Raw genomic sequence first — 14,609 nt, forward strand, 5'->3', positions numbered from 1 at the left:
AGAACTCATCTGGGGCAAAGGTAGATCAGTACCCTCCGCAGCGCAGTCCTCGATTCGGCCGACCGATTGCGTACCCCCTCAACGAGAGCAAGCCCACCTCGATCGAGGTGGGCTTGCTCTCGGTCAGGAGCTACTGACCTGCCTTGGCCAGGTCTTCGAGGGTCTCGTTGCCCTTGTAGGCCTCGACCGCATTGTCCTTCGTGACGAGGACCGGGGTGAGCTCGATCGCCGGGACCGTCTTGACGCCGTTGTAGTTGTTCGTCTTGTCCATCTTGGTGTCGGGCTTGTCGCCCTTTGAGAGCGTCGTGACGAGGTCGACGGCTGCCTGCGCCTCCTCGGTGGTGTTCTTGTAGATCGTCGAGTACTGCTCGCCCTGCATGATCAGCGGGATCGACGCGGTCTCCGAGTCCTGACCCGTGACGACGGGGTTGTCCTTGCCGGCAGCCTTCGTCGCGGTGAGGATGGCGCGAGCGAGGGTGTCGTTCGGCGAGAGGACACCGTCGAGCTTGGTGTCACCCGAGTAGTACTGCGACAGGAGGTCGGTCATTCGCGACTGGGCCTTCTGCGCGAGCCAGCCCTGCGTGTTGACCTTCCCGAACGTGGTCTGGTCGGAAACGACCTTGAGCGTTCCGTCGTCGATCTTCGGCTTGAGGACGCTCATCGCACCGTTGAAGAAGACCGTCGCGTTCGCGTCGTCCGGCGAGCCGGCGAAGAGCTCAACATTGTACGGCCCGCTGCCCTTCTTCTCCTTGAGGCCCTGCAGCAGCGCGTTCGCCTGGAGCTGGCCGACCTTGTAGTTGTTGAAGGCGACGTAGTAGTCGACGTTCTTCGTGTTCAGGATGTTGCGGTCCCAGGCGATGACGGTGGTGCCCTTCGCCTTGGCAGCCTTCACCTGCGAGCCGAGCTGCGAACCGTCGGCAGCGCCGATGATGATCACCTTTGCGCCCTTGGTGAGCATCGTCGAGATCTGTCCCTGCTGGTCCGGGACAGGGCCGTCTGCCTTCGCGTACTGGATGTCGGCCTTGAAGCCGGCCTTCTCGATCGACTTCTCGAACGCGGCGCCCGCGAGCACCCAGTTCTGCGAGGTCTTGGCCGGGAGCGCGACACCGATGAGGTCGCCCTTCTTGATCGCCGTGCTGGATGCAGAGCCGGAGGAGTCGCGAGCCGAGCAGCCGCTGAGGGCGAGGCCCGCGATGAGGGCGATGCCGACGCCGGCGATGAGCTTCTTGTGCATGAGATTGCTTTCTCTTCGTTGAGGAGTGGAGCTGTGTGGTGCAGGGATCGTGCGGCCGGCCACCGGAGTGACCGACCGCCACGCGTTACTGGGAGTTGACCTTCTCCGGCTGGTCCTCGATGGACCGCGGCTGCTGGGCGGCCACCGTGTTCTGCTCGGTGTCCTTCCGCTGGAACTGCTTCAACATCCCGCCGATCAGGGACGGACGACCCTGCGACTTCGAGTAGACGTCGAAGGCGACGGCGACGAGCAGGACGAGACCGCGGATGATCTGGACCTTGTTCGACTCGATGCCCATCAGCTGGAGGCCGTTGGCGAGGATCGCCATGACCAGAGCACCGATGATGGAGCCGGAGATCGTGCCGATGCCACCGGCGACCGCGGCACCACCGACGAACACGGCGGCGATCGCGTCGAGCTCCCAGCCGGTGCCGTCGGCCGGACCCGAGGCGTTGGAGTAGCCGACGAAGACCATGCCGGCGATAGCCGCGAGGACGGACATGTTCGCCATGACGAAGAAGTTGACCTTGCGGGCGCTCACGCCGGACAGGATGGCGGCGTTCGCGTTTCCACCGACCGCGTAGACCTGGCGGCCGAAGATCGTGTTCTTCGTGATGAAGCCGTACAGGATGGTGAGGACACCGAGGATGATCGCGACGATCGGGATCGACGTCCCGACCGGGCCGGCTCCGAAGAGGTAGGTAGCGATGAGGGTGACGCCCACGAGCACGCCCGTCCGGACGATCGAGACCCAGAGCGGCGGCACCTCTGCCTGCATCTTCCGACGGCGGGCGCGCCCCCGCACCTCGATGATGATCAGCGCGACGATCGTGACGAGCCCGATCAGGAGCGTGCCGTTCGAGTAGTTCGTGTTCGGACCGAAGTCGGGCAGGAAGCCTGCACCGATAGTGTTGTAGTCGTTCGGCGTCGGCACGGAAGTCGACTGACCGATGAGCTGGTTCGCTCCGCGGAAGATGAGCTGACCGGCGAGCGTCACGATGAACGCGGGCACCCGCACGAAGGCCACCCAGAAGCCCTGCCATGCACCGACGACCGCGCCGACCGCCAGGCCGAGCAGGATCGCTGCCCAGGTCGGCCAGTGCCACACCGACATGGACTGGGCGACGATGATACCGACGAACGCCGCGACCGAACCGACCGACAGGTCGATGTGCCCCGCGATGATCACCATGACCATCCCCAGCGCCAGGATGAGGATGTAGGAGTACTGCAGGAACAGGTTGATGATGTTCGTGGGCTCGAGGATGAGCCCGTTCGTGGTGAACGAGAAGAACGCCACGATCGCGATGAGCGCGATGATCATGCCGTACTGGCCGATGCTGTTGCCCTTGCCGAACAGCAGTTTCAGGTTCTTCATGAGACGATTGCGCCCTTCTGCGCGGAGGTCATGCTGCGCATGAGCGTTTCGGGATCGGCCTGGCCCGCGGGGACGTCAGCCGTGATCTGGCCCTCGAAGATCGTGTAGATCCGGTCGGAGAGGCCGAGGAGTTCGGGGAGCTCGGAGGAGATGAGGATGATGCCCTTCCCCTGCGCCGCGAGCTGCTGGATGATGCCGTAGATCTCGAACTTCGCGCCGACGTCGATGCCGCGGGTGGGCTCGTCGAGGATCAGCAGGTCCGGGTCGGTGAACATCCACTTGGACAGGACGACCTTCTGCTGGTTCCCACCGGACAGCTTGCCGACGTTCTCCTCGACGGTCGGCACCTTGGTGCGGAGCATCTTGCGGTAGCGCTCGGCGACGTCGTACTCCTCGAGGGAGTCGACGACACCGGCCTTCGAGATCTTCGGCAGGTCGGCGGCGACCGTGGAGCGCTTCACCGTGTCGAGCAGGTTCAGCCCGAGGGCCTTGCGGTCCTCGGAGACGTAGCCGAGCCCGTTCTGGATCGCCTGCTGGACGTTCGCGATCTTGATCTCGCGGCCGTCCTTGATGATCTGGCCGTCGATGAAGTTGCCGTAGGAGCGGCCGAAGATGCTCATGGCGAGCTCCGTGCGGCCGGCGCCCATCAGGCCCGCGAACCCGACGATCTCGCCGCGGCGGACGTGGAAGTTCGAGCCCTTCGCGACCAGGCGGGACGCGTCCTGCGGGTGCTGGACGGTCCAGTTCTTGACCTCGAAGAAGACCTCGCCGATCTTCGGCGTGCGGTCCGGGAAGCGGCTCTCCAGCGAGCGGCCGACCATCCCGCGGATGATGCGGTCCTCGTTGACGCCATCGCCCTTCACGTTGAGCGTCTCGATCGCCTTGCCGTCACGGATGATCGTGATCTCGTCGGCGATCTGCTCGATCTCGTTGAGCTTGTGGCTGATGATGATGCTCGCGATGCCCTTGGACTTCAGCCCGACGATCAGGTCGAGCAGGTGCTGCGAGTCGTTCTCGTTCAGGGCCGCGGTCGGCTCGTCGAGGATGAGGAGCTTGACGTCCTTGTGCAGGGCCTTCGCGATCTCGACGAGCTGCTGCTTGCCGACGCCGAGGTTCTTGATCTGCGTGTCCGGGTCCTCGTCGAGGCCGACGCGGGCGAGCAGGTCCTGGGCGCGGAGCTGGGCGCTGGTCCAGTCGATGACGCCGAAGCGGCCGGGCTCGTTGCCGAGGAACAGGTTCTCGGTGATCGACAGCTCGGGGATGAGCGCGAGCTCCTGGTGGATGATGACGATGCCGGCCTGCTCGGACTGCTTGATGTCCTTGAAGCGGACCTCGTCGCCCTCGTAGACGATCTCGCCGCTGTAGGTGCCGTACGGGTAGACGCCGGACAGGACCTTCATGAGGGTCGACTTGCCGGCGCCGTTCTCGCCGCAGATCGCGTGGATCTCGCCGGCGCGGACGCTGAGCGACACGTCCGAGAGCGCCTTGACACCAGGGAACTCCTTGGTGATCGACCGCATCTCGAGGATGGTCTCGGCGCTGGTGACGGACCTGGTGGCCAGGTCCGGTCCCTGTGGGGTTGACGCCACGGTGCATCTCCTTCTGCCGCTGCGGTGCGGCAGTCCTTCGGGTGGTGAGGTGCGGCATCGGGGGCGCAGGAGTGCCTGCGTGGACCTCGTTGTCGCGTCCGGTGTCCTGCTCGGTGTGACGGTCATGTGACCGTTCACATCGGCGGAACGGAGGTAATTTACGCACAGCCCCGTCGCGGCTGTCAATTCGGTTCGGTCGCGTTTCTGTAACGGCCCGCGTGATCCGGCGGAATCCGCGTGCTGACGCCCCCCGAGGTGGGGTGGTCGGCGACGAGAGGTATCGGTGGAGCAGCAACTGTCGGGTCCGGCGGCGGTACCCGACGTCTTCTGCTCCACAGACGGACGGGAGGCGCGGGGCGGGGCCGCCACCGGCCTCCCGGCCGACGCGTGGTCGGGTCAGCGACGCCGCGGCGCGCCCGTCGAGCCGCGCACCACGAGCTGCGGCACGAGGTCGACCGGGCGGAGCGCGTGGCCCTCGGACGGCAGGAGCAGCTCGACGCAGCGACGACCGAGCTCCGGGAAGTCGACCTCGACCGTGGTCAGCGGCGGCCAGAGGTGCTTCGCCTCGGGGATGTCGTCGTAGCCGACCACGGACAGGTCACCCGGGACGTCGAGCCCGTACGACCGCGCCGCGTGCATGACCCCGAGCGCCATCGCGTCGTTCGAGCAGAAGATCGCCGTGCAGTCGCGGTACCGCAGGAGCTCACGGCCCGCGTGGTACCCGAAGTCCGCGGTCCAGTCCCCGAGGATCGGCGGGACGACCGGCATGTCCCGGTCGGACATCTCGCGCAGGAACCCCTGCATCCGCGCCTCGGCCTCGATCCAGTCCTGCGGGCCGGCGATGTGCCGCACGTACTCGTGGCCGAGGTCGAGCAGGTGCGCCGTCGCCAGCCGGGCGCCCTCCATCTGGTCGATGAAGAGCGTCGAGCGCTCGTCCCCGCCGCTGGTGCGGAGCGCCACGTAGGGCGTCCGCATCCCGAGCTCCTCGATCAGGTCGAACACGCGCTGCTGCGGCGCGATGACGATGATCCCCTCGACGTCCTGGTCGAGCAGGTGCCCCAGTCCGTCCCGCACCGCCTCGTCGGTGGCTGCGGCGATGTTCGAGGTCGTCACCGAGTAGCCGCGCGTGACGGCGGCGTCCTCGATGGCCTGCATCGTCGCGGCCGGGCCGTAGTGCGACCGCTGGGCGGTGAGCACGCCGATGGTGTGCGTCCGACTCGTGACCAGGGCCCGCGCGGCGCGGTTCGGCCGGTACTGCAGCTGCTCCATCGCGGCCAGCACGCGGTCCTTCGTCTCCGCACGGATCGCGTCCGAGTTGTTGAGCACACGCGACACCGTCTGGTGCGAGACGCCGGCGACCCGCGCGACGTCGCGGATGCTGGGCGAGCGCGGTTGCTGTGTCCGCGGTGACGCCATCGTTGCTCTCTCCCGCCCGGGGCCGTGGCACCTCGATGTGCACGTTCACATCCCGAGCCAGATCATTATGCACGTCCCCGGGCTGCACACCAGCCGTGTCCTGGTCGGAGCCGACCGCGACCAGCGCGCACGTCACCCGGCGACCAGACGCGCGTCGAGTGAGCGATCGCTCAGCGGGTGACGCGCAGGCCCTGCTGCTCGAGCTCGGTGAGCTGCCACCCGAGCCACGGGCTCCACGCGAACGGCGCCGCGGCGACCGACGCGCGCAGTTCGTCCTCGGAGAGCCAGGCGTACTCGGCGACCTCGTCGTCCGCGGGCGCCGGGACGTCGTCGGTCACGGCGCGGAACACCGGGCAGACCTCGTTCTCGACGATGCCCGACGCGTCCACCGCGCGGTACCGGAAGTCGGGCAGCACGAGTTCGACGTCGCGGACCGTGATGCCGAGCTCGCGCGAGGCGCGGCGGGCGACGGCGTCCTCGAAGGCCTCGTCCGGCCCGGGGTGCCCGCAGAACGTGTTCGTCCAGACCCCCGGCCACGTCTTCTTCGAGAGCGCCCGACGGGTCACGAGGACCTTGCCCTCGACGTTGCGCACGTGGCACGAGAACGCCAGGTGGAGCGGGGTGTCCTCGGTGTGCACCGCGAACTTCTCGGCGGTGCCGATGGGAGTGCGGTCTTCGGCGAGCAGGACGACGGATTCCGGGAAAGTGTTCATCTGCCCCGATAGGTTAGGCCAATGAGCGAGGAAGCGGCCACCGTGGCGCAGATCGACCTCGCACTGGTCGACGACTGCATCGAACGCTTCTTCGCGGTGTCGTCGGCCCGTGCGCGTCGGTTCGGCAGACCGTCCGAGGAACTCTGGCGGGTGCTCCGTCGAGCCAGCATGGGCGGCAAGCGCTTCCGCCCGCGCATGGTCCTCACCGCGTACGCCGGGCTCGGCGGCACGGACGCCCACGCCGCCGCGAACGTCGCCGCGGCCTACGAACTGCTGCACACCGCGCTCGTCGTGCACGACGACGTCATCGACCGCGACTGGTCGCGCCGCGGGGAGCCGAACGTCGCCGGGTCCTTCCGCGACACCGGCACGACGGGCGGCCTGGCGCTGCCCACCGCCGAGCACCGCGGGCTCAGCGCCGCCGTGATCGCGGGCGACCTCGCCCTCGTCGCGGCCGCACGCTTCGTCGAGGCGTCCGGTGTCACCGGCGACCGTCGTGCGCGCCTGCTCGAGATCCTCGACGACGCGGTGTTCGCGAGTGCCGCGGGTGAGATGACCGACGTCGACCTCGCGCTGGGTGTCATGCCGACCGTCGACGAGGTCCTGGCGATGGAGCGGGCGAAGACGAGCGTGTACTCGTTCGAGGCGCCGCTGCAGTCCGGGGCCGTGCTCGCCGGCGCGGACGAGTCCGTCGTGGCCGCCCTGGGTGCCTTCGGTCGCGAGATCGGCATCGCCTACCAGATCGTCGACGACCTGCTCGGGGTCTACGGCGACGAGACCGTGACCGGCAAGTCCGTGCTCGGCGACCTGCGCGAGGGCAAGCGCACCATGCTCATCGCGTACGCCGCGACCACCGACTGCTGGGACGACATCGCGCCCTACCTCGGCGACCCCGACCTCAGCGAGGAACGCGCGGCCGAGCTCCGTGCGACCCTGGAGACCTGCGGCGCGAAGTCGGCGGCCGAGTCCCGGATCGCCGAGCACGCCGCCCTCGCCCGCGCCGAGCTCGCGGCCCTGCCCTACGAGCTCGCCGAACGACTGGAGCACCTGGTGTCCGAACTGCTGGAGCGCGTGCGGTGACCCAGACCGCACCTCCGCGTCTGCCCCTGTACGACGCGACGGCCGAGGCTGCCTCCGGGGTCGTCATCGAGCGCTACTCGACCTCGTTCGGCCTGGCCAGCCGACTGCTCGCCAAGGACACCCGCGAGCACATCCGCAACGTCTACGCGCTGGTCCGCGTCGCCGACGAGGTCGTCGACGGCCCCGCGACCGAGGCCGGACTCGACCACGACCTGGCGCGCACCGTGCTCGACGAGCTCGAGGCCGACACCGAGCGTGCGATGGCGCTCGGCTTCTCGGTGAACCCCGTCGTGCACGCCTTCGCCCGCACCGCCCGCACGACGGGCTTCGGGCCGGAGCTCACGAAGCCGTTCTTCGCGTCGATGCGCATGGACCTCGAGCGCACCGAGCACGACCAGGAGTCGTTCGACCGGTACGTGTACGGCTCCGCCGAGGTCGTCGGCCTGATGTGCCTGCGTGCCTTCGTGTACCGCGCCGGTCGGCCGACCTTCGACGACGCCGTGCTCGTCGACGGGGCGCGGGCGCTCGGGGCGGCCTTCCAGAAGGTGAACTTCCTGCGCGACCTGCACGCCGACTTCGAGGTGCTCGGCCGCTCGTACTTCCCGGGCGTCGACGTCCGCACGTTCGACGAGGCGACGAAGGACCGCCTGGTCGCCGACGTGCAGGCGGACCTCGACCGCGCCGCGCTGACGGTCCCGCTGCTCCCGGTCGACGCCCGCAAGGCCGTCGGTCTCGCGCACGCCCTGTTCCAGGAGCTCAACGACCGGATCGCCGCCTGCCCGGCGGACCGCCTGGTGACGACGCGCGTGCGCGTCCCGAACCCGGTCAAGGCGCAGCTCGCCGCGCGCGTGCTCGCCGGCCGAGCACCGCTGTCGTCCCGTGCAGCCCACCACCGGTCTGGAGGCCGTGCATGACCCCGCCCCGCGCCTCCCGTCCGTCCATGCCGGCGTCGCAGCGCGTGGTGCCGGCCCGGCGTGCCGTCGTCGTCGGCGGCGGCATCAGCGGACTCGCGTCCGCCGCCCTGCTCGCCCGCGACGGCTACGCCGTCACCGTGCTCGAGCAACGCGACCAGCTCGGCGGCCGCGCCGGGTCGTGGGAGCGGGACGGCTTCCGGTTCGACACCGGCCCGTCCTGGTACCTCATGCCCGAGGTGTTCGACCACTTCTTCCGACTGCTCGGCACCACGGCCGAGGCCGAGATGGACCTCGTCCGGCTCGACCCGGGGTACCGCGTGTACAGCGAGGGCGACGACGAGCCGATCGACCTGCGCGCCGACCGCGAGGCGAACATCGCGCTCTTCGAGTCGATCGAGCCCGGAGCCGGCGATCGGCTGCGGAAGTACCTCGACTCCGCCGAGGACACCTACGCGATGGCGATCCGCCGCTTCCTCTACACGACGTTCCAGGACCTGACGAAGCTCGCCGCCCCGGACGTGCTCCGTCGCCTGCCGAAGCTCGCCCGGCTCCTGCTGCAGCCGCTGTCGACGTTCGCCTCGAAGGCCGTGCGGGACCGCCGGCTCTGGCAGGTGCTCGGGTACCCGGCGGTGTTCCTCGGCACGAGCCCGTACGCCGCGCCGAGCATGTACCACCTGATGAGCCACCTCGACCTGGCCGACGGCGTGCTCTACCCGAAGGGCGGCATCACCGAGGTGATCTCGGCCGTCGAGCGGGTCGCCCGTCGTGAGGGCGCGGCGATCACGACGGGTGCCACCGTCGCGCGGATCGTCGTCGAGGACGGGCACGTCACGGGCGTCGTGCACCGTGACGCTGCGGGTGCGTCGCACACGGTCCCCGCCGACCTCGTGGTGAGTGCTGCCGACCTGCACCACACCGAGCTGCACCTGCTCGACGCGGAGCACCGGACCTACCCGGAGCCGCACTGGCGGAAGCGCGACCCGGGGCCGAGCGCCGTGCTCGTCTACCTCGGCGTCGACGGCCCCGTGCCCGGGCTGCTGCACCACACGCTGGTCTTCACCGCCGACTGGGAGGCCAACTTCGGCGCGATCTTCGGCAAGGACCGGCACGTGCCGGACCCGGCGTCGATCTACGTCTGCGCGCCCTCGCTCACCGACGACACCGTCGCGCCCGAGGGGTCGAGCAACCTGTTCGTCCTGGTGCCGCTGCCCGCCGACCTGTCGATCGGCAAGGGCGGGATCGACGGTGCCGGCGACGCCGAGGTCGAGCGCATCGCCGACCGCGCGATCGACGTCATCGCGGAGCGCTCCGGCGTCCCGGACCTGCGCGACCGCATCCGCGTGCGCCGCACGATCGGCCCGCAGGACTTCGCCGACGACTACAACGCGTGGAGCGGGTCGATGCTCGGGCCGGCGCACACGCTCGCGCAGAGTGCGTTCTTCCGCGAGGCGAACGTCTCCCGCAAGGTGGACGGCCTCTACTACGCGGGCGCCTCGACGACCCCGGGCATCGGGCTGCCGATGTGCCTGATCAGCGCCGAGGTGCTGCTCAAGCGCATCCACGGCGACACGTCGACCGAACCGCTGCCGACGTCGCTGCCGGCACCGACGTCGGGGCCGGCCGGGTCGTCGACGGCGGGGTCCGCCCGGACCGCGGGCTGATGCCGGGGACCTACCTCGCCGGACTCCTGGTGTCGATCGCCGGCATCGCGGTGCTCGACGCCCGGTACCGGCTGTTCTTCTGGCGGAGCCCGCTGCGCGCCGCCGCGGTGATGGCGATCGGCCTCGTGTTCTTCCTGGTGTGGGACGTCGCGGGCGTGCACCTCGGCATCTTCTTCATCGGGCGGAACGACCTGCTGACGGGGGTGCTGCTCGCGCCCGAGGTCCCGCTCGAGGAGGTCTTCTTCCTCGTGCTCCTGTGCTGGACGACGATGGACCTGTTCGGCGCCCTGCGTCCGGTCGTGGCCCGGCGGCTCGACCGTGCCGGCTCGCCGGACGCGGTCGACGAGGAGTCGCGCGCGTGACCGGGACGGCGACGTACGCCCTGCTCGCGGTTCCGTTCCTGGCGTTCGCCGCGCTCGTCGCCGTGGTGGCCGGCGTGGTCGCCGCCCGCCGCCGTGGAGCCGGTCGGCGGCGGACCGGTGCTGTCGTCGGCGTGGTCGGTACGGTCAGCGCCGTCGCGGCCGGCATCGCGCTGCTCGTGATGACCGGCCTCTTCAACAACGTGATCGTCGGGCTCGGCATCGTCGCCTACGACGACGCGCTCATCTCCGGCGCCCGGGTCGGGCTGTTCCCGGTCGAGGACCTCGCGTACTCGATCGGCGCCGCCCTGCTGCTGCCGAGCTGCTGGGTCCTGCTCGAGCGCCCGCGCGGTCGGGCACACGACCGCGCGCCCGACCGGTCGCCCGGCCACCCGACCGTCCGCGGGGCGGGACGCGGGACCGGTACGGTCGGAACGCCGACCCAGCCACCCCGTCGACCGGAGGAGACCCCGTGACCGTGAGCAGTGCCTCCAGACCGTCGACCGCGCGCGCCCTGTTCGTGTCGTCGCGTCCGATCAGCTGGGTGAACACGGCCTACCCCTTCGGTGCGGCGTACCTGCTCGGCAGCGGGGTCGGTCTCGACGGTGGCGGCGGGTTCTCGCTCGTCGCGTTCCTGGTCGGCGTCGTGTACTTCCTCGTGCCGTACAACCTGGCGATGTACGGCATCAACGACGTCTTCGACTACGAGTCGGACCTGCGGAACCCGCGGAAGGGCGGGGTGGAGGGTGCGCTGCTCGACAAGAGCGTGCACCGCACCACGCTGTGGGCCGTCGTCGTCACGAACGTGCCGTTCCTCATCGCACTCGTGGTGCTCGGCGCCCGGAGCGGCAACGGGCCGTGGTCGTGGCTCGTGCTCGCGATCAGCGTGTTCGCGGTGATCGCGTACTCGGCGCCGGGGCTGCGCTTCAAGGAGAAGCCGTTCCTCGACTCGCTGACCTCGTCGACGCACTTCGTGTCCCCGGCCGTCTACGGGCTGGCGCTCGCCGGACCGCACTGGACCGGGGCGCTCGTCGCCGTGTGCGTGGCGTTCTTCCTGTGGGGGGTGGCCTCGCACGCGTTCGGTGCCGTACAGGACGTCCTGGCCGACCGCGCGGGGGGCATCGGTTCCGTCGCGACGGTGATCGGCGCCCGGGCCACGGTCCGGTTGGCGTTCGTGGCGTACCTCGTGGCCGGTGTCGCGCTGCTGTTCTCGGACTTCCCGGGGCCGATCGCGGCGATCGTCGTCGTGCCGTACGCGCTCAACGTGCTGCCGTGGTGGAACGTCACCGACGCGGGGGCCGAGGCGGCGAACGCGGGGTGGAAGCGGTTCCTCTGGATCAACTACCTGGCGGGGTTCATCGTGACGATGGCACTCATCGTCTACGCCCTGACACACTGACGCAGCGCGATGCCGACTCGTGCGTGGCCGACGTGCATCGATGGCGCAGAAGACGTCGGGTCGGTAGCGAGCACCCGACACTTCCTGCTCCATCGACAGGGCCCCGGCGGTCCTGCACGACAGCCGTCGTCGGCCTGACAGACTGGACGCACGCGCCGCGGGAGTCGTGGGGCGCCGGTCACGAAGGAGTGCACGCATGACGGTCCGCATCATCCACGTCGGTCTCGGAGGCTGGGGCGGCAACTGGGCCCGCACCGCCATCCCGCAGGTCACCGAAGTGGAGGTGGTCGGGCTCGTCGACCCGGTCCCCGCGACGCTGGACGCCGTGCGCGAGGACCTCGGCCTGCCGGCAGCCGCCGCGTTCGCCTCGCTCACCGAGGCGCTCGCCGGGGTCGAGGCCGACGCGGTCGTCATCACCGCACCGGCCGTCACGCACGTGCCGCTCGCGCTCGAGGCCCTCGAGGCCGGCAAGCACGTCCTCGTCGAGAAGCCGTTCGCGAACTCCACCGACGAGGCGCTCACGGCCGTCCGCCGTGCCGAGGAGCTCGGCCTGGTCCTGCAGGTCAGCCAGAACTACCGCTGGTACCCGGCGCCCCGGGCGGTCAAGGAGATGCTCGCGGCGAAGGAGCTCGGCGAGCTGTCCGCGATCAGCATCGACTTCCGGCAGTGGGACAACGACCAGCCCGTCGAGACCTACCCGCACTACCGGTTCCCGCACCCGATGATCAACGACATGGCGATCCACCACTTCGACCTGCTCCGGATGATCACCGGGCTCGAGGCCGTCCGCGTCTACGCCCGCGCGTCCTACCCGAGCTACAGCAAGTACCAGGACGAGGCCGTGACGTCGATGATCATCGAGCTCGAGGACGGCCTGGTCGTGAGCTACCGCGGCAGCTGGCTCTCGCGGGCTCCCCGCACCGCGTGGGCGGGGGAGTGGAGCATCCAGGGCGAGGACGGGGAGATCTGGTTCACGAGCCGTGACGGGTCGCCGAGCGAGATCGCCGGGGACCGGGTGACGCTGCGCGCCGACCAGGACGCCGAGGCCGAGGCCGTCGAGCTGCCGACCCTCGAGCACACCGACCGGCAGGGGGGACTGCAGGCCTTCGCGCGTTCGGTGGAGGGCGGCGCGGCGCCGGAGACGAGCGGCCGCGACAACCTGCGGAGCCTGGCGCTCATGGAGGCCGCGGGCCGCTCGGCAGCGTCCGGTCGCCCCGAGGACGTGGTCCTGCCCGAGTAGGGCGCTCGCGTTCCGCCTCCCAACCCGGCGCTTCCGGGCGTACCTGGCGGATCCGGGCGTACCTGGTCGTTCCGTTCGACCAGGTACGCCCGTTCCCACCTGCCATCGCAACCGGTTTGGGAAGGAACGGGCGCGCGAGAACGCGGCCGACGACGGACGGGAGGCGCGTGGCGCGGCCGCCACGCGCCTCCCGTCCGGAGACCCGGGCGTGAGACTCGCGCTGCGCGACGGTCCTCGTGCCCGCGGGTGCGAGGACCGTCGCCGGGCCCGAGTCTCGGGTCCGGCGCCGGCGCCGCGCTACGCCGCGCCGGCCGCGCGCCGGGCCTGGGCGACCGCCGCCCGCACACCCCGGTCGAACGCGGGGCCGTGGCCGGGCAGCACGTGCCGCGCCTCGGTGTCCTCGAGCCGACCGAGCGACGCGACCGCCTCGTCGACGTCCGACGTCGCGGCCGGCGCCACCACCCGCGGGCCGATCCCGCCCGTGTACGGGTCGAACGTGACGAGGGCGTCGCCCGCGATCAGCGCGTCGCGGTCGGCGAAGTGCAGCGCCACGTGCCCGTCCGTGTGCCCGGGCGTCTCGATGATCCACGGGTTGCCGGGGACGTCGGCGCGGGATGCCAGCGGCAGCGTCTCCGCGATCCCGTCCACCGTCGCCGCACCGGCGAGCAGCATCCGCCCGAGCGGCGCGAGCCCTCCCGGGTGCAGTGCGACGAAGCCGAAGCGGTTCGTCTGCGGCCGGTACGAGTACGGGTGCGCCGCGAGGTCGCGGTCGCCCGGGTGCACGAACACGGGCGTGCCCCACTCCCGGTGCATCCGGGCGGCGGTCCCGACGTGGTCGAAGTGCCCGTGCGTGAGCAGCAGGCCCTCGACGCGGTCGGGCGAGTACCCGAGGTCGTGCACGGCGAGCAGCAGGTGCGGCCAGGCGGCTGGTAGCCCCGCGTCGACGACGAGCAACCGGTCACCCGTCTCGACCAGGTAGGTGTTGGTGTGTGCGATCTCGAGGCGGTGGATCCCCTCGGCGACGTCCCGGAACAGCATGGCCTGCACCGTAGACCGCGGTCGCTCGGTGCCATGCCGGGGACCGCCTGGTAGGCACGAGGCATGGCCAAGGACAGCATCCCCGAGCTCGAGCTCGCGAACGTGCGCACGCGTGAGCGCCTGACCGACAGCGTCAGCGAGATCAGGAGGCGCTCCGACGTCCCCGCGCGCACCCGGCTCGCGGTGGCGAAGGCCAAGCAGCGGTGGCACCGTGACCCCACGCCGCTCATCGCGATGGGCGTCACCGCGGTGACCGGCATCGCGGCGATCGTCCTCGGTACGCGCATCGGGCGGACCGACGCCGGCCACCTCGATCGTCCGGCCGCCTCGACGGCGTTCACCGCGCTCCTGCCGTTCGGCGCGCGCGGCGAGCCCGACGCCGACCAGGCTCGCGGCGGGCGGAAGGGGCGGAAGGCCCGTCGCAAGGCGGCCGAGGAGTCGCTCGAACGCGACCCGGTGCACAAGAACCGCGTGAAGCAGCGCGCCGGCATCGCCGCGGTGCAGCGCCGCGCGACGAAGAACCGGAAGCAGGCCGCCGCGCGGTCGAAGGCGGCGGCGAAGGCCATCGCGAAGGCGAAGGGCTAGACC

The 14,609-nt window shown here is 70.3% G+C and carries 14 protein-coding genes; 8 read left to right on the forward strand and 6 right to left on the reverse strand.

Annotated features, from left to right (window positions below; translation table 11 throughout):
• Nucleotides 1-130: 130 nt before the first annotated feature.
• The 5 genes from ABIC52_RS14765 to idi all read right to left on the reverse strand — a co-directional run bounded on the left by ABIC52_RS14765 (nt 131) and on the right by idi (nt 6,330).
• Nucleotides 131-1,234, reverse strand: a complete 1,104-nt coding sequence (locus ABIC52_RS14765) for a substrate-binding domain-containing protein (protein WP_209824592.1) — start codon at nt 1,232-1,234, stop codon at nt 131-133.
• Nucleotides 1,235-1,319: 85 nt separating this feature from the next.
• Nucleotides 1,320-2,612 carry a multiple monosaccharide ABC transporter permease gene (gene mmsB / locus ABIC52_RS14770; RefSeq protein ID WP_209824595.1) on the reverse strand — a complete coding sequence of 431 codons (1,293 nt, stop codon included), beginning with the start codon at nt 2,610-2,612 and terminating at the stop codon, nt 1,320-1,322.
• On the reverse strand, nt 2,609-4,132 hold the full coding sequence (gene mmsA, locus ABIC52_RS14775) for a multiple monosaccharide ABC transporter ATP-binding protein (protein ID WP_209824665.1): 1,524 nt from the start codon (nt 4,130-4,132) through the stop codon (nt 2,609-2,611). The genes mmsB and mmsA overlap by 4 nt, the downstream gene beginning before the upstream one ends.
• Nucleotides 4,133-4,597: 465 nt before the next feature.
• Nucleotides 4,598-5,617 carry a LacI family DNA-binding transcriptional regulator gene (locus tag ABIC52_RS14780; RefSeq protein WP_126891536.1) on the reverse strand — a complete coding sequence of 340 codons (1,020 nt, stop codon included), beginning with the start codon at nt 5,615-5,617 and terminating at the stop codon, nt 4,598-4,600.
• Nucleotides 5,618-5,787: 170 nt separating this feature from the next.
• Nucleotides 5,788-6,330: an isopentenyl-diphosphate Delta-isomerase gene (gene idi, locus ABIC52_RS14785; protein ID WP_126891535.1), complete on the reverse strand. Its 543-nt coding sequence runs from the start codon at nt 6,328-6,330 to the stop codon at nt 5,788-5,790.
• Nucleotides 6,331-6,351: 21 nt separating this feature from the next.
• Between idi and ABIC52_RS14790 the strand changes: the two genes are divergently transcribed.
• The 7 genes from ABIC52_RS14790 to ABIC52_RS14820 all read left to right on the forward strand — a co-directional run bounded on the left by ABIC52_RS14790 (nt 6,352) and on the right by ABIC52_RS14820 (nt 12,983).
• The gene (locus tag ABIC52_RS14790) at nt 6,352-7,410 is read left to right on the forward strand and encodes a polyprenyl synthetase family protein (protein WP_209676335.1); all 1,059 of its coding nucleotides are present in this window, start codon (nt 6,352-6,354) and stop codon (nt 7,408-7,410) included.
• Entirely contained in the window at nt 7,407-8,324 is a 918-nt protein-coding gene (locus ABIC52_RS14795) for a phytoene/squalene synthase family protein (protein WP_209676339.1), read from the forward strand. Before ABIC52_RS14790 ends, ABIC52_RS14795 begins: the two co-directional genes overlap by 4 nt.
• Nucleotides 8,321-9,985, forward strand: coding sequence for a phytoene desaturase family protein (crtI, locus tag ABIC52_RS14800; protein ID WP_354027677.1), 1,665 nt, complete (start codon nt 8,321-8,323; stop codon nt 9,983-9,985). The genes ABIC52_RS14795 and crtI overlap by 4 nt, the downstream gene beginning before the upstream one ends.
• Nucleotides 9,985-10,347, forward strand: a complete 363-nt coding sequence (locus ABIC52_RS14805) for a lycopene cyclase domain-containing protein (RefSeq protein WP_354027678.1) — start codon at nt 9,985-9,987, stop codon at nt 10,345-10,347. Before crtI ends, ABIC52_RS14805 begins: the two co-directional genes overlap by 1 nt.
• Nucleotides 10,344-10,820 carry a lycopene cyclase domain-containing protein gene (locus tag ABIC52_RS14810; RefSeq protein ID WP_354027679.1) on the forward strand — a complete coding sequence of 159 codons (477 nt, stop codon included), beginning with the start codon at nt 10,344-10,346 and terminating at the stop codon, nt 10,818-10,820. The genes ABIC52_RS14805 and ABIC52_RS14810 overlap by 4 nt, the downstream gene beginning before the upstream one ends.
• Nucleotides 10,817-11,743 (forward strand): prenyltransferase, encoded by a 927-nt coding sequence (locus ABIC52_RS14815; protein ID WP_126891532.1) that lies wholly within the window; start codon nt 10,817-10,819, stop codon nt 11,741-11,743. The genes ABIC52_RS14810 and ABIC52_RS14815 overlap by 4 nt, the downstream gene beginning before the upstream one ends.
• Nucleotides 11,744-11,939: 196 nt before the next feature.
• Nucleotides 11,940-12,983: a Gfo/Idh/MocA family protein gene (locus ABIC52_RS14820; RefSeq protein ID WP_354027680.1), complete on the forward strand. Its 1,044-nt coding sequence runs from the start codon at nt 11,940-11,942 to the stop codon at nt 12,981-12,983.
• Between the two features lie 297 nt (nt 12,984-13,280).
• On the opposite strand, the gene ABIC52_RS14825 is transcribed toward ABIC52_RS14820, so the two are convergent.
• On the reverse strand, nt 13,281-14,021 hold the full coding sequence (locus tag ABIC52_RS14825) for an MBL fold metallo-hydrolase (RefSeq protein ID WP_354027681.1): 741 nt from the start codon (nt 14,019-14,021) through the stop codon (nt 13,281-13,283).
• Nucleotides 14,022-14,084: 63 nt separating this feature from the next.
• Here ABIC52_RS14825 and ABIC52_RS14830 point away from each other — a divergent pair, with 63 nt between their 5' ends.
• Nucleotides 14,085-14,606, forward strand: coding sequence for a hypothetical protein (locus ABIC52_RS14830; RefSeq protein ID WP_209676357.1), 522 nt, complete (start codon nt 14,085-14,087; stop codon nt 14,604-14,606).
• The last annotated feature ends 3 nt before the right edge of the window (nt 14,607-14,609 follow it).

The organism is Curtobacterium oceanosedimentum (genome assembly GCF_040545555.1).
GTDB lineage: Bacteria > Actinomycetota > Actinomycetes > Actinomycetales > Microbacteriaceae > Curtobacterium.